General features: G+C 69.3%; 16 protein-coding genes. 1 reads left to right on the top strand and 15 read right to left on the bottom strand.

Annotated elements, in window-relative coordinates; translation table 11 throughout:
• On the bottom strand, positions 1–309 hold the full coding sequence (gene rpsJ, locus GQQ92_RS14105; protein WP_017201594.1) for a 30S ribosomal protein S10: 309 nt from the start codon (positions 307–309) through the stop codon (positions 1–3).
• A 556-nt stretch (positions 310–865) separates the two neighbouring features.
• Between rpsJ and GQQ92_RS14100 the strand changes: the two genes are divergently transcribed.
• Complete coding sequence (locus tag GQQ92_RS14100; protein WP_156999945.1) at positions 866–1,333, top strand: OsmC family protein; 468 nt, start codon at positions 866–868, stop codon at positions 1,331–1,333.
• Between the two features lie 57 nt (positions 1,334–1,390).
• On the opposite strand, the gene GQQ92_RS14095 is transcribed toward GQQ92_RS14100, so the two are convergent.
• The 14 genes from GQQ92_RS14095 to GQQ92_RS14030 form a co-directional block, all read right to left on the bottom strand.
• Complete coding sequence (locus GQQ92_RS14095) at positions 1,391–2,683, bottom strand: acyltransferase family protein (RefSeq protein WP_197738275.1); 1,293 nt, start codon at positions 2,681–2,683, stop codon at positions 1,391–1,393.
• A 147-nt stretch (positions 2,684–2,830) separates the two neighbouring features.
• Positions 2,831–4,024, bottom strand: coding sequence for an elongation factor Tu (tuf, locus tag GQQ92_RS14090; RefSeq protein WP_156999943.1), 1,194 nt, complete (start codon positions 4,022–4,024; stop codon positions 2,831–2,833).
• A gap of 134 nt (positions 4,025–4,158) precedes the next feature.
• The gene (gene fusA, locus GQQ92_RS14085; RefSeq protein WP_156999942.1) at positions 4,159–6,273 is read right to left on the bottom strand and encodes an elongation factor G; all 2,115 of its coding nucleotides are present in this window, start codon (positions 6,271–6,273) and stop codon (positions 4,159–4,161) included.
• Positions 6,274–6,356: 83 nt separating this feature from the next.
• Positions 6,357–6,827 carry a 30S ribosomal protein S7 gene (rpsG, locus tag GQQ92_RS14080; protein ID WP_156999941.1) on the bottom strand — a complete coding sequence of 157 codons (471 nt, stop codon included), beginning with the start codon at positions 6,825–6,827 and terminating at the stop codon, positions 6,357–6,359.
• Positions 6,827–7,201 (bottom strand): 30S ribosomal protein S12, encoded by a 375-nt coding sequence (gene rpsL, locus GQQ92_RS14075; RefSeq protein WP_022889720.1) that lies wholly within the window; start codon positions 7,199–7,201, stop codon positions 6,827–6,829. Before rpsL ends, rpsG begins: the two co-directional genes overlap by 1 nt.
• Positions 7,202–7,491: 290 nt before the next feature.
• Positions 7,492–8,139, bottom strand: a complete 648-nt coding sequence (locus GQQ92_RS14070; protein WP_156999940.1) for a spermidine/putrescine ABC transporter substrate-binding protein — start codon at positions 8,137–8,139, stop codon at positions 7,492–7,494.
• A 120-nt stretch (positions 8,140–8,259) separates the two neighbouring features.
• A complete protein-coding gene (locus GQQ92_RS14065) occupies positions 8,260–8,736 on the bottom strand; it encodes a DUF6121 family protein (RefSeq protein ID WP_156999939.1) in 477 nt (158 codons plus the stop codon).
• Between the two features lie 52 nt (positions 8,737–8,788).
• A complete protein-coding gene (locus GQQ92_RS14060; RefSeq protein WP_156999938.1) occupies positions 8,789–9,130 on the bottom strand; it encodes a hypothetical protein in 342 nt (113 codons plus the stop codon).
• Complete coding sequence (locus tag GQQ92_RS14055; protein WP_156999937.1) at positions 9,130–9,999, bottom strand: T6SS immunity protein Tdi1 domain-containing protein; 870 nt, start codon at positions 9,997–9,999, stop codon at positions 9,130–9,132. Before GQQ92_RS14055 ends, GQQ92_RS14060 begins: the two co-directional genes overlap by 1 nt.
• A gap of 145 nt (positions 10,000–10,144) precedes the next feature.
• On the bottom strand, positions 10,145–10,495 hold the full coding sequence (locus GQQ92_RS14050; RefSeq protein ID WP_156999936.1) for a hypothetical protein: 351 nt from the start codon (positions 10,493–10,495) through the stop codon (positions 10,145–10,147).
• 214 nt (positions 10,496–10,709) lie between these two features.
• Entirely contained in the window at positions 10,710–10,997 is a 288-nt protein-coding gene (locus GQQ92_RS14045) for a hypothetical protein (RefSeq protein WP_156999935.1), read from the bottom strand.
• Between the two features lie 10 nt (positions 10,998–11,007).
• Positions 11,008–16,584, bottom strand: coding sequence for a polymorphic toxin type 15 domain-containing protein (locus tag GQQ92_RS14040; RefSeq protein WP_156999934.1), 5,577 nt, complete (start codon positions 16,582–16,584; stop codon positions 11,008–11,010).
• A 266-nt stretch (positions 16,585–16,850) separates the two neighbouring features.
• Positions 16,851–17,390 carry a hypothetical protein gene (locus tag GQQ92_RS14035; RefSeq protein ID WP_156999933.1) on the bottom strand — a complete coding sequence of 180 codons (540 nt, stop codon included), beginning with the start codon at positions 17,388–17,390 and terminating at the stop codon, positions 16,851–16,853.
• On the bottom strand, positions 17,387–19,012 hold the full coding sequence (locus GQQ92_RS14030) for an ADP-ribosylglycohydrolase family protein (protein ID WP_197738274.1): 1,626 nt from the start codon (positions 19,010–19,012) through the stop codon (positions 17,387–17,389). Before GQQ92_RS14030 ends, GQQ92_RS14035 begins: the two co-directional genes overlap by 4 nt.
• Positions 19,013–19,031 lie beyond the last annotated feature (19 nt).

Below are 19,031 nucleotides of genomic sequence, written 5' to 3'. Positions count from 1 at the left end.
TCAGAGCTTGATCTCGATGTTGACGTCGGCCGGGAGGTCGAGACGCATGAGCGAGTCGACGGCCTTGGGCGTCGGGTCCACGATGTCGATGAGACGCTTGTGGGTGCGCATCTCGAAGTGCTCGCGGCTGTCCTTGTACTTGTGGGGCGAACGGATGACGCACACCACGTTCTTCTCGGTCGGAAGCGGCACGGGGCCGACGACCGTGGCGCCCGCGCGGGTCACCGTGTCGACGATCTTGCGCGCCGAGGTGTCGATGACCTCGTGGTCATACGACTTCAGTCGAATGCGGATCTTCTGTCCCGCCATCTCGGACTCTCTCTCTGTCAAGGCGTCGTACCCCTTCCGAGGGCATTGGACGCCGCGTAGCGACTTCTGGTGAAGCAACCACTGTTCTTCTGTCAAAGGCCGTGATCGAGCCTGTCGAAACCACCGTTGCTCGGTGACCTCGGCACGCTCGACCCGCAAGCCGTTCCCCGACCCCCGCGCTCGGGCGTGTCTTCCTGGCGGAGGACATGGATGACCCAAGGCGCGTGTATGTGGGATTCGGTTCAGTCGTGTTCTGCTGCCCGCGGCCTAACCTGACCCCTGGCGCACCGTGACGAACACGTGCGCGGGTGGTTATGCACTGCCTGGCAGTGATTCGAGCGCATGCCGTGGCGCGCGCTCGAAATGTTGAACTCACCAAGTTTGCCATATCCGGCACATCGCTGCAACCCGGGCGTGTCGCGCACGTTCCCGGCCGCAATGCTGCGCCGAACCTGACCGAACCGGCTCATGCCATTCTCCCACTCGGTCCTGAGAGATCTCCGGGCGTCCGCCGATGCACGGGCGCCACGAGCACCCGCTGTGGTGGAATCGGGGCATGAGCAACGACGGAGACGACACCGCACGCACCCACGCCGTCAGCGAGCGCATCGGGCCCGGCAGCGTCTCGGTCGCGCGCACCGGCGACCGAACGTTCGAGGGCCTCAACGAGCGCGGCGCGACCATCCGCATCGGGCACGCGGAGGCCGAGGGGCACTTCACCCCCGGCGAGCTGCTGAAGCTCGCCCTCGCCGCCTGCGCGGGCATGAGCGCGGACCGCGTGATCGCGCGCCGCCTCGGCGAGGACGTCTCGTACACCGTCTGGGCGCACGGCACCTCAGAACCCGACAACCGGTACGACCGCGTCGTCGAGGAACTCCTGCTCCCCCTCGGCGAGCTCGACGCCGACGAACGCGCCAAGCTCGAGCGCCTCATCGACGCGTCGATCGAACGGAGCTGCACCGTCGCCCGCAGCGTCGAGCAGGACATCGACCTCGAACGCGAGATCGTCGACCTCGACGCCTGACGCCGCCCCGCGGCATCCGTCCGATCCGCAGAGCCGGCACCGCCCCGCGGCATCCGCTCACTCGGCCTGGCGACGGCTCTGGCAGATCTCGTCGGCGACCTGCGGGGCCACCGCCCCCATCGCGATCACGCCGACCAATGCCGCGGTGAGGGCCGCCGCGATGACACGCGGGTGGGCGCCGATCGGCCCGCTGCGGCGCCGGAACGGGTCCTCGATCCATCGCTTCGAGGCCCACGACACGGCGAGCGAGAGCCCGACGAGCAGCACCATCAGCCAGGGCGGACTCGGCATGCCGAGCAGCATGGGCGTGAACATGAAGATCGGCCAGTGCCAGAGATAGAGCGAGTACGACACGTCGCCCAGCCACTGCACGGGCCGGAGCCCCGCGAGCGTCGACGTCGACCAGCGCGGCGACGGCGTGCCGGCCCAGATGACGGCGAGGGTGCCCACGACCGGGAGGAGCACCCAGAGCCCGGGGAACGCCTCGACGTCGTGGAACGAGACGATGGGAACGGCGATGAGGGCGAGGCCGATCCACGACGTCGCCGCTCGCAACCGCCCGTACCGGGCGAGCGCCGCGAACCCTGGTGAGGCCGCGGCCAACGCGAGCAGCCCGCCGACGCCGAACTCCCAGCCGCGCGAGAGGGTCGAGAAGTACGCGAGGTTGTGGTCGACGGCCGTCAGCACGAGCGATCCGAGGAAGGACGCCAGCGTCGTCGCGCCGAGCACGGCCGCGAGCACGCGACGGATGCGCCACGGGCGAGGCGCGGGCGCTGCGGATGCCGCGACCTCCGCGCGCCTAGGCGCCGACGGCACCGAAGCGCGCCGAGCCGACAGCCGCACCAGCATGAGCGCCGCCAGGATGAGCAGCGGCCACCCGAGGTAGAACTGCTCCTCGACGGAGAGCGACCAGAAGTGCTGCACGGGCGTCGACTCGAGGTCGGCGAACGCGGCCGTCTGGGAGTCGATCGCCAGCCGCCAGTTCTCGACGTAGAAGGCGCTGGCCAGGATCTCGCGGAAGTACGGCCCCCAGTCCCGATACGGCGCCAACCAGACGCTGAGCAGCGACACCGCCACCAGGACGACCATGGCGGCCGGCAAGATGCGGCGCGCGCGTCGGAGGTAGAAGCCCGAGAGCGAGATGCGGCCCGTGCGCTCCACCTCGCGGAGCAGGAGCGCCGTGATCAGGAACCCGGACACGACGAAGAACACGTCGACGCCCATGTACCCGGCCGGCGCGACCGCGGGCCAGCCGTGATGGAGCACGACGGCCGCGACGGCCACGGCCCGGAGCGCCTGGACCTCGGGCCGGATCGTCGTCGGTCTGCGATCACGCGTGTCGCCAGCCATCCATCCGAGCGTAACCCTCATGGGGGGCGAGATCCATGCCGGCTTCGGGGCACCCGCCGACCGCGGACCCCCGCGCCCGTCGGAGACGGCGAAACGGGGCCGGGCCCGAAGGCCCGACCCCGTCTCAAGGTCGCAATCGCGAAGGTCTTACTTGAGGACCTTCGTGACCGTACCGGCGCCGACCGTGCGGCCACCCTCGCGGATGGCGAAGCCGAGGCCCTCCTCCATGGCGATCGGCTGGATGAGCTCGACCGTCATGTCGGTGGTGTCGCCGGGCATGACCATCTCGGTGCCCTCGGGCAGCGTGATGACGCCGGTGACGTCGGTGGTGCGGAAGTAGAACTGCGGACGGTAGTTCGCGTAGAACGGGTTGTGACGCCCACCCTCATCCTTGGACAGGATGTACGCGGTGCCCTCGAAGTTCGTGTGCGGGGTGACCGAGCCGGGAGCGACGACGACCTGGCCGCGCTCGACGTCCTCGCGCTTGGTGCCGCGGAGGAGCAGACCGCAGTTCTCGCCGGCCCAGGCCTCGTCGAGCTGCTTGTGGAACATCTCGATACCCGTGACCGTGGTCTTCTGCGTCGGGCGGATGCCGACGATCTCGACCTCGGAGTTGATCTTCAGCGTGCCACGCTCGGCGCGGCCCGTGACGACGGTGCCACGACCGGTGATCGTGAAGACGTCTTCGACCGGCATGAGGAAGGGCTTGTCGCGGTCGCGCACCGGGTCCGGCACGGACTCGTCGACGGCGGCCATGAGCTCGAGGACCGAGTCGGCCCACTTCTCGTCGCCCTCGAGAGCCTTGAGGCCCGAGACACGCACGACGGGAGCGTCGTCGCCGGGGAAGCCCTGGCTCGAGAGCAGCTCGCGAACCTCGAGCTCGACGAGCTCCAGGATCTCCTCGTCGTCGACCATGTCGGACTTGTTCAGCGCGACGAGCAGGTAGGGCACGCCGACCTGCTTGGCGAGCAGCACGTGCTCACGCGTCTGAGCCATCGGGCCGTCGGTGGCGGCGACCACGAGGATCGCGCCGTCCATCTGAGCCGCACCGGTGATCATGTTCTTGATGTAGTCGGCGTGACCAGGGGCGTCGACGTGCGCGTAGTGGCGCTTCGGCGTCTCGTACTCGACGTGCGAGATGTTGATCGTGATGCCGCGCTGGCGCTCTTCGGGAGCCGAGTCGATCGACGCGAAGTCGCGCTGAACGTTGGTCGCCGAGGGGTACTTGTCAGCAAGCACCTTCGAGATCGCCGCGGTGAGCGTGGTCTTGCCGTGGTCGACGTGACCGATCGTTCCGATGTTGACGTGCGGCTTGGTCCGCTCGAACTTGGCCTTAGCCACTGTGGGTCCTCCTCAGGACTCGTGTAGATCCTCCGGGCGCTGGATTGCGACCGGCGATCTACGGGGTTTGTAGATATGTTACGCGAACCGGCTGGCTCGTGCGTCGGAGAGGGCCAAGGCCCCCGCCAGGGAGGTTATTCGCCCTTGTTCTTCTGGACGATCTCGTCGGCGACAGCCTTCGGGACCTCCGCGTAGCTCTCGAACTCCATCGAGTACACCGCGCGGCCCGAGGTCTTCGACCGCAGGTCGCCGATGTAGCCGAACATCTCCGAGAGCGGGACGTGCGCGCGCACGACCTTCACGCCTGCGGCATCCTCCATCGACTGGATCTGACCGCGACGCGAGTTCAGGTCGCCGATGACATCACCCATGTATTCCTCAGGGGTGCGGACTTCGACCGACATGAGCGGCTCGAGCAGAACCGGGTTCGCCTTCCGAGCGGCTTCCTTGAAGCCCATCGAGCCGGCGATCTTGAACGCCATCTCCGAGGAGTCGACGTCGTGTGCGGCGCCGTCAAGCAGGGATGCCTTGACGCCGACCATCGGGTAGCCGGCCAGGATGCCGTACTGCATGGCGTCCTGGAAGCCGGCGTCGACCGAGGGGATGTACTCGCGGGGAACACGGCCTCCGGAGACCTTGTTCTCGAACTCGTACGTCTTGTCGGCCGTGACCTCGAGGGGCTCGAGCGCGAACTGGATCTTCGCGAACTGGCCCGAACCACCCGTCTGCTTCTTGTGGGTGTAGTCGTGCTTCTCGACCGCGCGCTTGATGGTCTCGCGGTACGCGACCTGCGGCTTGCCCACGTTGGCCTCGACGTTGAACTCGCGCTTCATGCGGTCGACGAGGATGTCGAGGTGAAGCTCGCCCATGCCCTTGATGACGGTCTGGCCGGTCTCGGGGTTGAGCTCGGTGCGGAACGTCGGGTCCTCTTCGGCGAGCTTCTGGATCGCGGTGCCGAGCTTCTCCTGGTCGGCCTTCGTCTTCGGCTCGATCGCGACCTCGATCACGGGGTCGGGGAAGGTCATCGACTCGAGCACGACCTGGTTGTCGGGGTCGCAGAGGGTGTCACCGGTGGTGGTGTCCTTGAGGCCGATGACCGCGTAGATGTTGCCGGCGGTGACCGAGTCGACCGGGTTCTCCTTGTTGGCGTGCATCTGGAAGATCTTGCCGATGCGCTCCTTCTTGCCCTTGGTCGAGTTGATGACCTGGGCGCCGGAGTCGAGGTGGCCCGAGTAGACGCGGACGTACGTGAGGCGACCGAAGAAGGGGTGCACGGCGACCTTGAAGGCCAGCGCCGAGAACGGGTCCTTGGCGTCGGCGTGACGCTCGATGACCTCTTCTTCGTTGCGGGGGTTGCGACCCTCGACGGCCGGCACGTCGAGCGGCGACGGCAGGAAGTCGATGACGGCGTCGAGCATGGGCTGCACGCCGCGGTTCTTGAACGCGGAGCCGCAGAGCACCGGGTAGATCTCGGAGTTGACGGTCATCTTGCGAATCGCGCCCTTGATCTCGGCGACCGTGAGCTCTTCGCCGCCGAAGTACTTCTCGAGCAGCGCGTCGTCGGACTCGGCGACGATCTCGAGCAGCGCGGTGCGGTACTCGGCGGCCTTGTCGACGAGGTCGGCGGGGATCTCCTCGATCTCGTACTTGGCACCCATCTGGACGTCGCCCTTGGCGTCGCCGCGCCACGTGAGCGCACGCATCTCGATGAGGTCGACGACGCCCTCGAACTGCGACTCGGAGCCGATCGGCAGCTGCAGCACGAGCGGCTTCGCGCCCAGGCGGCTGATGATCGTGTCGACCGTGAAGTAGAAGTCGGCGCCCAGCTTGTCCATCTTGTTGACGAAGCAGATGCGGGGCACGTTGTACTTGTCGGCCTGACGCCAGACGGTCTCGGACTGGGGCTCGACGCCCTCCTTGCCGTCGAAGACGGCGACCGCACCGTCGAGCACGCGGAGCGAACGCTCGACCTCGACCGTGAAGTCGACGTGGCCGGGGGTGTCGATGATGTTGATCTGGTTCTTGTTCCAGAAGCAGGTCACGGCGGCCGACGTGATCGTGATGCCGCGCTCCTTCTCCTGCTCCATCCAGTCGGTCGTCGAGGCGCCGTCGTGCGTCTCACCGATCTTGTGGTTGACGCCCGTGTAGAACAGGATGCGCTCGGTGGTGGTGGTCTTGCCGGCATCGATGTGCGCCATGATGCCGATGTTGCGGACCTTGCTCAGGTCGGTGAGCACGTCTTGTGCCACGGGGGTTCCTCCGGAGAGTCAGGAAAGGGAAGGAGAGGGAGAGCGGATGCCGCGAGCCGCGGCTGCGGCATCCGCTCGGCCTACTACCAGCGGTAGTGGGCGAATGCGCGGTTCGACTCGGCCATCTTGTGCGTGTCTTCACGACGCTTGACGGCTGCACCGAGGCTGTTGGACGCGTCGAGGATCTCGTTGGTGAGACGCTCGGTCATCGTCTTCTCGCGACGGGCCTTCGCGTAGCTCGTGAGCCAGCGCAGGGCGAGGGTGTTGGCGCGGTGCGGCTTGACCTCGACGGGGACCTGGTAGGTCGAACCGCCGACGCGGCGCGAACGCACCTCGAGGGTGGGGCGCACGTTGTCGAGCGCCTTCTTGAGCACCGTGACGGCGTCCTGGCCGGACTTGGCGGCCACGTTCTCGAGCGCTTCGTAGACGATGCGCTGAGCGAGGTCCTTCTTGCCGTCGACGAGGATCTTGTTGACGAGCTGGCTGACGACCGGCGAGCCGTAGACGGGGTCTGCGACGACGGGGCGCTTCGGAGCGGGTCCCTTGCGAGGCATTACTTCTTCTCCATCTTCGCGCCGTAGCGGCTGCGAGCCTGCTTGCGGTTCTTCACAGCCTGCGTGTCGAGGGCGCCGCGGATGATCTTGTAACGGACACCCGGGAGGTCCTTCACACGGCCGCCGCGCACGAGCACCATCGAGTGCTCCTGCAGGTTGTGGCCCTCACCGGGGATGTAGGCGGTGACCTCGGTGCCGTTGGAGAGCTTCACACGTGCGACCTTGCGGAGCGCGGAGTTCGGCTTCTTCGGGGTGGTGGTGTACACACGCGTGCACACGCCGCGCTGCTGGGGGTTGGCCTTCAGGGCGGGAGCCTTGGTCTTGGTGACCTTCGGCGAGCGACCCTTGCGGACCAACTGCTGAATGGTTGGCACTGCTTCTCCTTGTTGGTGCTGCACGGTGACAGCGTTTGATGGATTTCACATCACGACCCACCGACCACGCAGATCTGCGTGATCATGTCAGTGGTGGGTATGCCGTGGGGGCGGACCGCAAGACGCGCGGCAGCCCTGGATGAGCACGCCGAAGCGCGCACACCCGATCTATGGTAATCCCGCGTAACCTTCCGGTCAAATGAGGGCGGATGCCGCGGGCGGGTGCCCAGCGGTCTCGCAGACGTCGCTCAGCTGCGGCGGGTCGACTGCGCGGGGTCAGGAGCGCCGGGTCAGCTCGGCCAGCCCGGGGAGTCGAGTTCGCGATCGAGGTCGGCCAGCATGTCGGCCACCTGGGGCTCGATGAGCCGCTCGACCGCGTTGCCGATGCGGAAGCGATGCTGCGCGAGCTCGACGCAGATGCGCCGGCCGAGCTGCTTGGCGAAGTCGTCGGCGAGGCGCACCTCCTCGCGGAGGGCCTCCTTCTCCTCGGGCGTGAACGGCCGGGGCGCCGGCAGGGCGGCTTCGGCGGCCGTCTCCTCCTCGAGGCCGCCGAGCGTGAACAGGAACGGCTGGTCGGCCACCGGCTCGGGGTCGACGTCGAGACCGGCGTACTCGGGGTCCAGCCCCTCCCCCGCCCGGTACGGCCGGCGAGCCTTGCGCTCCTCGGCGAGGCGGATCTCGCGGTGCAGCATCGGCAGGTTGCGGGACGTGTAGTCGTCGACGGCGAGGTCGATGACCCCCTTCATGCGCATCGAGAACGCGTGCTGCACCGGATGCGGCACGTCGATGTCGAGGCCTGCGGCGGCGAGGATCGGCGAGCCGAAGCAGCGCTGGCAGAGGCGCACGCGAGCGCGGTGCGTGCCCGGCCGCCATCGCGGCAGCCACTGCAGCCAGCGATCGACCTCGTGGCTCACGCGCGCCTCGATCGAACCCTCCACGGGTTCACGATAGCGCCGCGGGCCCCGCGAGGTCGGGACACGGCGGTCGACTGGCGCGGCGCACCCCGCGCCCGAGCGGGTCGTCCACGTCGAGATACCCGCCGGGCGGCGAGGCATCCGTCATTCGACGTCGTCGTGCTCCCACGGCCAGCGCGGCCGTTCCATGCCGTCCTGCCGGCCGCGCGCGACGAGCACCGCGAACACCGCGACGATCGCGGCGGCCGCCGGCACGAGCACGCCGAACCATCCGAGTCCGAACAGGACGCCGAACGCGACCGACTGCATGACCGATCCCGTCGACGAGAGGAGGTGCGCGACGACTGCGACGAGGACGAGCGCGAACCAGCTGCCGAACGCCGAGAGGACGACGGTCGCCGCCATGCGCTCGGGGCGCACGAGACGCAGGCCGAGCGTCACGAGCAGGGCGAGCACGGATGCCCCGACCGCGACCGGTGCCACGAGCACCCCGACCTCGGGGTCGGCCACGACCTCCACGTCGGCGAGCAGGCTGACGAACCCGTACGCGCAGACGATGAGCGCAAGGTCGAGAGCCGCCGCGAACCCCGCGACGACCCAGGCGTTGCGGCGCGGATCCATGGTTCGAGCGTACGCGCGGTTCCGGCGGTCGAGGCGCCGGCGGGTTCGCGGATCAGCCGGTGACCGACCACCCCGGGAATCCGGCGCACCCGTCGGTGAGTCGGATGAAGCCGTCCTGCTGGTCGGTGAGGATCGCGTAGGACTTCGCCGCGTCGCCGGACTCGACGGCCTCGGACATGCGGTCGAGCACGCGCTGCCCGGTCGGAAGCCAGTCACGGAGCGCCCCCGCCGGCAGGCCCGACGCGTCCTCGGCGAGGATGGCCCGCACGACGCCGATCACGCGGACGAGCTCGGGCACGTCTTGGGACCGGTAGACGGCGGCCATGCTCATCGCCACGAGCTCGGTCACGGGCTGGCGCAGCCGTTCGCAGCGCTCCTCGATCGTGTCGGCCATCAGCGGTTTCCGCCGCGGTCGATGTCGAACTTCTCGGGCGGCGTGCGCACGCCGTCGCGGAACGCGCCGAGGCCCGTCTCGAAGTCGACCGACGACCCGACGAAGAGCGCGGTCTCGTCGGGTGCGACGAAGATCGTGCCGCCGCCGCGGACCGCGTGGATGAGGCAGACGCCGAGTCCGTCGGGCAGGCGCACCACGTTCAGCGCCGCCTCTGGCGTGAGCTTGGCGAACAGCGCACGGCCCACGGTGACGAGGCGATCCTCGTCGGCCGCGGCATCCGTCGCATTCGCCGGCTCCGACGCCGCGAACTCGAGCACCTGGCGCACCTGCGGCCGCCCCGCGAACTGCGCGATGACCGCGAGGTGCTCGTAGAGCCCCGCGCGCTGCAGGTTCTCGGGCTGGGGCGACCCGCCGAGCGCGAGCAGCGGCACGTAGCCGAAGCATTCCTCGAAGCCGGGCACGCCGTCACGGTCGCGTGCGGCCGGGTACGGCTCCCATTCCCACGCGGCCTCACGCTGCGCCGGGTCCTCGAGGTGGGCGACGAGCTGGTCGAACGTGGTGTCCTGCACGACGTCGATGGCACCCACGCGCGCCTTCACGACGAGGTAGAGGCCGTTCACGTGGGAGATCACATCGCCGAGCGCGGTCGTGAACAGCACGGTCGCGCCTTCGGGCAGCTCGAGCACTCCGGCGAGCATCTCGGCGGCGCGCGCCGGATCGACGACCCGGAAGTACCCGTCGGTGCCGACGAACCCGGCTCCCTGGGAGCGCCAGAGCTCGGTGACGCCATCGGGCACCTGCCCGGCGAATCGTGCGATCGTCTCATCGCTGATCGGGGCGACGGGATCGAAGGTGCGGAACGTCGTCATCGGGGCCTTCCTGAATGAACACGGCCGGCGGATGCCTCGCACCGAACCCGTACGGACGGTGGCCGGACCACCTCGGCGAGTCTACCCATCTCCCGGCGGGCGCCAATGGGGAGCCGTGCCCATCTCTGCGTCACCGAGCACCCCGTCAGACGTCGATGCCCTCGGCGCGGAACAGTCCGACGAAGGCCTCGTACTGGTCGGCCGGGATCCGCTCGCGCCGCCAGACGGACTGCGCGGCGAGCTTGGTCGTCGCGATCGCCGACCGCAGGCCGCCGGGCTTCACCGCCAGTTCCTCCCCTCGGGAAGAGATGAGATCGCGGACGCGCTTGTCGAGGGCGCTGAACTCCGAGGCCGACAGGGTCGGCGCAGCGGACGGATCGAGCGAACCGGCCGCAGTGGCGGCTGCCGCGGCCCACCGGATGCGGTCGAACGCCTCGGCACTCAGGCCGGATGCCGCTTCGACGAATGCCTCGACCTCTGCCGGCAACAACGACACGCCGCCTCCTCGATCCTGCGGGCGGCACGCCGCCCGCCCGTCCATGTCCTGGACGAGCCTATTGCAGTGACTCGACATTCAGCACGCCCACGCGTTCACCGCGGAAGGATCCTCAGCCCAATCTGTGAACGGACCGCTCTTCAGGCACCGTGGCGACCCGACGCCCGAGTGGCCGCCCCCGACGCGGTCGGGGGCGCCTTGGGACGGAGCAGCCTCACTCCGGAACGGCGACCGGCGTCATGGCCCGGATCTTGTCGAAGTTCGGTGTGTGCAGATCGGAACGCACCTCGCCGGTGCGCTTGTCGATGAAGATCGCCGAGTTGTCCCAACGACCGTACGACGTGTCGCCGTCGACGAAGAACTCTCGCGAGCCCCAGGTCGGGAGGTAGTCATCGGCGTCTTCGTGCCACTCGGGGTCGATGTACAACTCGCCGGAGATCGCAGGCGGATGCTCGGCGAAGTACGCGACGAGCAGTTGCCTGGCTTCAGAGGGACTCACCATTTCTCCAGTCTCACGCACTCGCGGTTCCCTGACCAACCCCGGCAGGACCCGTCTGCGGCGTCTGCGGCGCGTACTTCGCCTTGAATCGATCGAGCCCTCGCGCCAGCCGGTCGCTCTGGACGATGAACGACTGCCGCTCGCCGGCCGCACGGCGCTTGTCGGCTGCACTGGCGTGGGGGTCGGCGAGGATCCGGTCCCGCTCGGCGATCAGTTCGCCGTTCCGAGCCTGCCAACGTTCGTTCGCCGCGATCTCCCGCTGGATCATCTCCTGCGGCGGCGCATCCGGGTTGTTGCGCCAGTCCACGATCAACTGGTACTCCGACGCGTTCCATCGCTTGGAGGTCTTCACGACCTCGGCCGTCGGCACGAGGTCGTCGACGCGCAGTACTGAGATGTCCTTCCACGCTGCGGAGGCGGGGTCGAACTGCAGTTCGTCCAGGTACCCGCCGGCGTCGGCCTTGTTGACCTGGGCATCGAGGAGGCGAACGCCGTCGGCTTCCTTGACGATGGTGAAGACGTGCCCCCCACCACCGCTCTTCCACATACCGCCGATGAACCCGCGGCCGCCGACGGGCCAGGATGCGGTGAGGGCATCGAGGGCGTCTGCCGCCGACCCGGTACCGAATTGGCTCAGGGACGTGAACTCCCGCCTGGTGCCATCCGACTGGATCCAGTCCGCGGCGATCTGGGACGGCATCCGTCCTTCGAACATGTCATCCCAGGCGTTGGTGTTCGGGTTGTGCGCGGCGCTCTGGACGGTCGGGCTCGCGATCACGTCGTACCCGCGCATGCGGAGCTCGAATGCGTTCACGACGTAGTGGCAGTTGTTGCCGAACCGTCCTCGATCGCCCCAGTAGCCGGTCTCATTGGCCCAGCGCGCCGCGTCTGCCGCGGCTTCGGGGGACGTCAGGCGATCGAAGTTCGCGTCCAACCCCTGGTGATACATCGTCGACGGAACCGTCGACTCAGCCGGTACTGCGATGTCCTGCCCGCCATCGCCCTGGGTCGGCTCGACCGTGTCGTCGGCGCCGAACACCGGCTCGGAGTTGGACTCGCTCGACTCGTCGAAGCGGCTCTCCGCGACACCGTCGACCGCCTCCGTGGTGGCGCCTCCCTCGGCGTCCTGCGCGCCTCGATCAGCAGAAGGCGCGTCATGCGATGCGTCCGCCGTATTCGGAGCCGACGCGTCGCCGCCGGCCGAACCGGCCGAACCGGACGAACCGGCCGAACCGGCCGAACCGGCCGAACCGGCCGAACCGGCCCAGGCTGACGTACCCGCGCCCCGGGGGCCTGCCGCCGCCTCGTTCGACGCGGACCCCGACCGAGCAGGAACCGCATCACTCGACGAACCGATGCGTGCCGGAGCCGCTGTCGTGCTCGCGGCTGCACCGGGCGAGGCGGTGCTCGCAGTGCCCGAGGAGGAGACCCCGGACGGCGCCGCTCCGGAGGAGGACGTTCCGGTAGGAGCCTGCCCGGCTGGGGACGCGCCGGCAGCCGCCGCGGCAGCTGTCGTCCCGGCCGCGGGTCCGGAGGTGATCGGTTGCGCCGAGGTCAGCGTCGACTGCGACGCCACTGCGTTCGTCTCGAGGTTCCGCGCGCCGAGTTCCACGTTCAGCTTGATGTGCGCGTGGAGGTTGTCGGGGATGCGCGCCCCGACGGCGTCGACGCCGAGGCCGAGCGGGTCGATGCGCTGACCCCACTGTGCTCCGAGCGAGCTGTTGATGCCGAGGTCGCCTGCGCCGTCGAACCTGTTCGGCCGGCCACCGGCCACCTGGTCGGGACCATGCAGGGCCGCGGGATTGTCAAGCGGAACGCCTGCGGCCTTGTAGGCCTTGATCGCCGTGCTCTGCGCACTCGACGCGACGCGGTTGTAGTTGTCGTAGAAGTCGACGTTGTGCTGCCACTCGGCGATCGTCAGCTGGTTGAGTCCCTGCTGCTGCAGCCCGACCTGGCGCTGGAACTCGTCCCAGTCGTGGTTCGGGTTGTCGGCGAGATTCGGGTCGGAGCGGTTGAACTCGGCGACGGCGATCGGGTCTTTGAGGGAGTACGAGCCGTCGGGGTTCTTGACGATCGGCGAGCCGGGCTTCGCGGCCAGATCGTCGAGTTCTGCCCGGATCTCGGGCGTGAGCTCGGGGATGTCGTAGCCGTTGTACGTGGTGCCCGGGCCGGCCGAGCCGTCGGACGGGTGGTTCGGCAGGACGGTGGCCTTGCTCTTCCAGGGCTTTCGGCCGCTGCGGTCCTCGGCGTCGGTGGACGATGCGTCGCCATCGGTGGAGCCGGTTCCCGCGTCGGTCGCGGCATCCGTACCGGTCGCGTTCGTCGCCTCGGGAGCGGCGTGCGTCGTGTCGGCGACGGCGGCCGGCGAGGCCGCATCCGTGCTCGCTCCGTCGGTTGCGGAGGACGGCTCGACCTCGTACACGTTGGTGCCGTCGGGGTTGACGACGTTCTCGGGGTGGATCGAGGCATCCCAGTGGGTCGCGAGCGGCTCGTGCGGCGGCCAGGGGGTACGCGTGTCGTTCTGCGCGTCGATCGCCCACACGGTGTCGCCGTCGTAGAACGCGGTCATCCAGTGGCCGGCGACCGGGGTCGGCTGGCCGTCGATCATGGCGGTGCGGTCGATGCCGACGACGCAGTGCGATCCGGGGCCGAGCGCACGCAGGGTCGCGTCGATCTGCGCCGGCGTCGCCGTCGTCTGCGGGAAGCCCGTGCGCGCCTCCATCTCGGCGATGCCGAGCGTGCCGGTGCCGGCCTCGACGGCCGGCTTGCCGTTGAGGTAGTCGTGGTAATTGGCGCTCGTGTTGCCGCAGTTCGTCGCGTACCCGTTCTCGGGGTCGGACGGGTCGTACTTGGGGTTGATCTCTCCGCGGGCCGGATCGGCATCGGCGAGGCTGCGCTCGCTCGAGGCGTGCGGCTTCGGCTGGGAAGGCGGATTGCCTGCCGCGGTGCCGTTCAGGCCGCCCGCCGTGCCGGGCGAGAGAAGCGAGGGCTTGAACGCGAGGGCCGCGGCGCCGGCTGCGGCCGCACCGCCCGCCGCGACCGCGTCTTCAGGAGCGATGGCGTCCACATCGTCGGATGCCTCGCCGTCGGAGCCTTCGCCATCGGATGCCTCAGCCGTGCCGTTCTCGTCGGCGGCCGAGCCGTCGGCGGCCGAGCCGTCGGCGGCGTCAGCGGCGTCGGCGGCGTCGGCGGCGTCGACTCCGTCGGCGCCCGTCATCGAGTCCGCCGTGGCCGCGATGTCGGCGGTGGAGGGCGCGGTCACGGCCGCGCCGGACGGCTGGTCGGACGCGTCGGCGGCCCCGGAGTCCGTGGCGACATCGGAGGTCACGGCATCGGCGGATGCCGCGATGTCGGCGGCGGTCGGCACGTCGATGTCGGCCAGGGCGTCGACCTGCGCGACCACGTCGGCCGAGGATGCGTCGGCGTGCGCCGGAGCATCGCCGGCCGTCGCGTCGGCGGGCGCCGGGGCGTCGGCGGGCGTCGGGCCGTCGGCCGGCGGGACGTCGGCCTGTGCGGGCGCGTCCGATGCGGGCGCGTCGGACGCCGTCGGGGCGTCGGTGTGCGCCGGAGCATCCGTGCCGGGAGCATCAGCATGAGCCGGAGCATCCGTCGCGGGAGCATCAGCATGAGCCGGAGCATCCGTCGCGGGAGCATCAGCATGAGCCGGAGCATCCGTCGCGGGAGCATCAGCATGCGCCGGAGCATCCGACCCCGGACCATCAGCGTGCGCCGAAGCATCCGTCGTCGGAGCATCAGCATGAGCCGGAGCATCCGACCCCGGACCATCAGCGTGCGCCGGAGCATCCGTCGTCGGAGCATCAGCATGGGCCGGAGCATCCGTCGCGGGAGCATCAGCGTGGGTCGGAGCATCCGTGCCGGGACCATCGGGGTGAGCCGGGGCGTCCACGCTCGGGGCGTCGGCAGGTGTCGCGCCGTCGCTCAGGTCGACGCCGCTCGAGTCGACCGCGCCGGGCAGATCGACCGAACCGCCGCCGTCACCGCTCGCACCGGCGCCGTCGGCACCGCCCGAACCGGGCGTCGGGGCGTCGTTCGACACGTCGACGGCGCCGCCGCCGCCCGAGGTGCTCGAACCGCCGCCGCCCGCGCCGGGCGTGGGTGCGTCGGAAGGAACGTCGACGGACGCGCCGCCACCGGGCGTGCCCGCGTTCGCGTTCGTGCCGGTGCCCGACGGGATGCCGCTCGTGTCGATGTCGGGCCCGGAACCGCCGGGACCGCCCGTGCCCCCGGGCGAGGACGGCGAGGAGGGTGCGTGCCCGCCGCCGGGGCGCCCGGCCAAGGCGCCGCCGAGCAGCGCACCGGCCGCCATCGACGACAAGGGCTGGAACGGCTGACCGGACAGACCCGACTCCGCGAGACCCGATGCGAGCCCATCGACCGCGCCGCCGCCGGTCTCGACCGCGATATGCGTGACCCGGCGCATCGCGCCCGAACTCACACCGCCGGTCAACCGGCCGCCGGCGCCCGACACTCCGGCACCCGCCGCGCCGCCGACCGCGGCCGACAGCGCCGCGGTCAGGACGTTCTGCGGCTGGTAGTTCGGGTCGAGGGCACCGCGCACCGTGTTGAACGACACGGTCGTGATGCCGCTCGCGAGCCCCGCGGAGATCGACTCCTTCGCGACGCGGATGCCGCCGCGGATCGCCAGACGAGCCGCTCGCAGCGCCATCATGATGAGCGTGCGCAGCTTCTTGCACAACAGGGAGATCTTGATCGCCCACCGCACGACCGTGGTCATGATCTTCGCCGCCATCGCGGCCGCACCCGCACCGAAGGTGACCATGCCGAGCAGCGCGCCGATGCCGATCTCGATGCCGATCTCGATCGCCATCTGGGCGATGAACCAGCCGATCTCCTCCCACGCCTGGTCGACCGCGTCGATCATGCCGCGCGCGAACCCCGACATCGAATCCGCCGAGTCGGCGACCTTGCCGAACGAGGAACCCAGCGAGCGCTGGCACGAGAGCATGCTCGACTTCTGCGGGAACGTCATCGAGGACGAATTCGTGAAGGCACTGTCGACCCGCGACTGCGCACGCGTCATCGCGCCCGACAGCTCGCTCCACGCCGACTCGGCACTCGAGAGCTTGCCGCGATCGGCCGACGGCAGCACCACGCCGAGCGTCGCGAGCGCGTCTTTCAGGAAGTGGCCGAACTCGCCCAACGGCCCCTCGGGGCCCTTGCCCAGCGACGTCGGCACCGACGCCGACGGCGGCACCACGGTCGGGCTCTCTTCGGGAATGCGCGAGGACGAGGCCGGCTTGAACGCGCCGACCAGCTGCGCGCCGTCGTACGCACGACCCGTGTTGCCCAGCGCGGCATCGACGATGCGCAACGCGTTCGCCAAGCCCAACGCCGACTTCATCACATCGACCGCGTACTGGTCGTAGCCGGGCTCGCCGTCTTGACCGTGCGCGAAGACCTCGGCCGACTCGTCGTCGCCGGCCATGCCGCCGGTACCGCCGAGGGCGGACTCGCACGCACGCACCGCCTGCGACACCGACTGCGCGATCGAGAACAGCGCAGTGCCATCCGCGGCGAGCCGCGCAGCATCCAACTGAAGGTGCGACATGAAACTCCCGAACTCCTGAGTGGTGGTGGGTATCGACGGTTCCCAGCGAACCATACGAAGGAGGTCTCTGCCATGGGGAGGACTCTCCATGCGCCGCGCCGCACCGGTTCGTCAGGCTCCCGGTCACCACTCACGCAGACACGAGCGGATGCCGCGCCTCCTTCATCCGGGGAACGGTACACGGAGGACGGCGGCCATGCTCATCGCCACGAAATTCGGTGACGCGCTGGCGCAGCCGGTTGCAGCGCTGTCGAGCGTGTCGACCCTCAGACGTCGCCGATCGGCGCGACGGGACCGTCCGAGGTGGGTGCGCCCCCCGAAGCGGCCGCCGACCCGAGCAGCGGCAGCGGCCCCACGAACTTGCCCGGGCTATGGACGACCACTGGGGGGAGAGTCCGTTCCCGCGCGACATGCGCGACGACGCTTTCGAGCAGATCGCGCGGCGTGCCGTGCCCGCCCGGCTCGATATGCTCGCCGAGTTCCTCGAGGATCACGATCCGAAGCCCCCCTGGTGCTTCACCCTCGATGACCCGGCCGAACGTCGTTCCAGGCAGAAAGACCACTTCCCGTTCGTCGGGGTGGCCGGACAGCGCCGACAGCTCACGTCCGGTTCGTCCAAGAACGACGATCAGGGTCGTGGAGCGGAGATTCTCGGTGGCCACAAGGATCGATCTCGAGGTCGCGAGAACGCCGACGAGCGTGCCGGGGTCCACCGTTTCGTTGCCACCGTGGAAGGTCACCCCCGACGTCGGCGGAAGTTTCCCGACCGCGCTCACGAACGCTTCGAACTTCTCCTGGTCGCTCATGGGCGTCTTCCTTCAGCCTCGATATTCGTCGTTTCTCCGCCTCGCCCGGATGCGGCGAGTCGTCGTGCGAGACGCAAGATCGTGTCGCGTCCCTCGACCTGATCCACGAGCCCGGGAGGAAGGGCACCGCGGCCGTGCGCCGCACCGAGCAGGTTGCCGCAGATCGCACCCGTGGAGTCGCTGTCGCCGTCATGGGACACGGCGAGTGCGAGCGCATCGCCGATGTGTTCGGGTCCGGGGAAGGCGAGCGCCGCGTACACCGCGATCGCGAGGGCCTCCTCGGCCGTCCACCCGTCGCCGAGCGATTCGACCCGAGTCCGGGTCGGCGCGCCTGCGAGAACGAGTTCGCATGCAGACCGCAACGCCGCGATGGTCTCGCCCGCACCGCCGGCGAGAGCGAGGAATCCGACCGTGTGCTGCACCGCATCGACCGGTGAGAGGCCGTCGACGAGCAGCCGGACGATCATGGCCGTCGCACCTGCCGCCTCCGCAGCGGTCGGATGACCATGGGTCAGCGCTGCGGCCGAGGCCGCAGCGTCGAAGGCGAATCGGGGCGTCCATCCCGGGACGAGGCCGTATGGCGCCGCCCGCATCACCGTACCGCACCCTTTGCTTTCGTTGACCGCATCCATGACCAGGGCTGCGTCGGACTGATGGGCGACCTCGCCGATCGAACCCATCATCGTCATGCCGGGCGCACGCCTGGCGTACAACCACGACTCAGTGGCGAGTCCCGTCGCGGCAGCATCCGGAGCCTGCCGGACCTGGGTGCCGTACCACCGCACGTTCGCCGAATGCGAAGCCCGACGGACGGCACGCACGTCGTCATGCGTCAGGCTCGAGAGTTCTTCGACGGTGAACAACGTGAGCTGCGTGTCGTCGCTGATCGAGCCGTCGCCGACCGGGAACCCACCGTACGTCACGATGATCTCGCCGAGCTCGGACCCCTTCGAGAACTCGATCGGGTACCCGAGGGCATCGCCGATCGCCCCACCCAGCAGCGCGCCCTCGACCCGATCGACGACATCGCGTCGACCCAGCCCGAGCCGCCCGTCTTCGGCCTCGAGTCCGTCGATGCGACGCAGCAGCTCATCCGGGGCGAGCAGGCACGCCGCCGCCAGTTCGTATGCGACTCCCGGATCCGACGTTCGTGGCCCGAGCCCCCACGACTCGGCATCGGCGGGAACCACGTGGAATGCGAGTGCATTCGAGGACCTGCGAAGCGGAAGCCGGGCGCTCGCTTCATCGGCGGCGGTGAATCGGGTCGCCCATCGGAGACTGCCGAACCGATACAGGGCTGCAGACGAGGCAAAGCGATAGGGCGAATTCGTCGAATGCCATTCGATGCCGCCGCGGAACTCGATCAGCTCTGCGTCGCGCAACCCGAACCTCATCAGGATGACCTGATCGCCATCGATCAGCACGGCGACCGACGTGTCATGCACCTCGACATCGACCTGCGAGACCTCCGCGAGGCGAACGAGCGTCTCTACGACACGCGCCACGCGTTCGGCGATGACGTCGCGGGGGCGTTCACCGGTGGCGTCCATGCCGAGCCACTTCTCGACATTCGACCAGCGGCCCTGCCGGGCCTGGAGCTGGTCGGCAAGCCGATCGAACACAGCCTCGCCGTAGGCCCTC

Origin of the sequence: Agromyces terreus, assembly GCF_009749465.1 — a bacterium.
GTDB lineage: Bacteria > Actinomycetota > Actinomycetes > Actinomycetales > Microbacteriaceae > Agromyces > Agromyces terreus.
Note: the sequence above shows the minus strand (reverse complement) of the source record. Positions and strands in the feature narration are given on the sequence as shown.

Coding starts and splice junctions, on each gene's coding strand:
- rpsJ (WP_017201594.1), bottom strand. CDS start 309: ATGGCGGGACAGAAGATCCGCATTCGACTGAAGTCGTATGACCACGAG.
- GQQ92_RS14100 (WP_156999945.1), top strand. CDS start 866: ATGAGCAACGACGGAGACGACACCGCACGCACCCACGCCGTCAGCGAG.
- GQQ92_RS14095 (WP_197738275.1), bottom strand. CDS start 2,683: ATGGCTGGCGACACGCGTGATCGCAGACCGACGACGATCCGGCCCGAG.
- rpsG (WP_156999941.1), bottom strand. CDS start 6,827: ATGCCTCGCAAGGGACCCGCTCCGAAGCGCCCCGTCGTCGCAGACCCC.
- GQQ92_RS14065 (WP_156999939.1), bottom strand. CDS start 8,736: ATGGATCCGCGCCGCAACGCCTGGGTCGTCGCGGGGTTCGCGGCGGCT.
- GQQ92_RS14060 (WP_156999938.1), bottom strand. CDS start 9,130: ATGGCCGACACGATCGAGGAGCGCTGCGAACGGCTGCGCCAGCCCGTG.
- GQQ92_RS14055 (WP_156999937.1), bottom strand. CDS start 9,999: ATGACGACGTTCCGCACCTTCGATCCCGTCGCCCCGATCAGCGATGAG.
- GQQ92_RS14045 (WP_156999935.1), bottom strand. CDS start 10,997: ATGGTGAGTCCCTCTGAAGCCAGGCAACTGCTCGTCGCGTACTTCGCC.
- GQQ92_RS14040 (WP_156999934.1), bottom strand. CDS start 16,584: ATGTCGCACCTTCAGTTGGATGCTGCGCGGCTCGCCGCGGATGGCACT.
- GQQ92_RS14035 (WP_156999933.1), bottom strand. CDS start 17,390: ATGAGCGACCAGGAGAAGTTCGAAGCGTTCGTGAGCGCGGTCGGGAAA.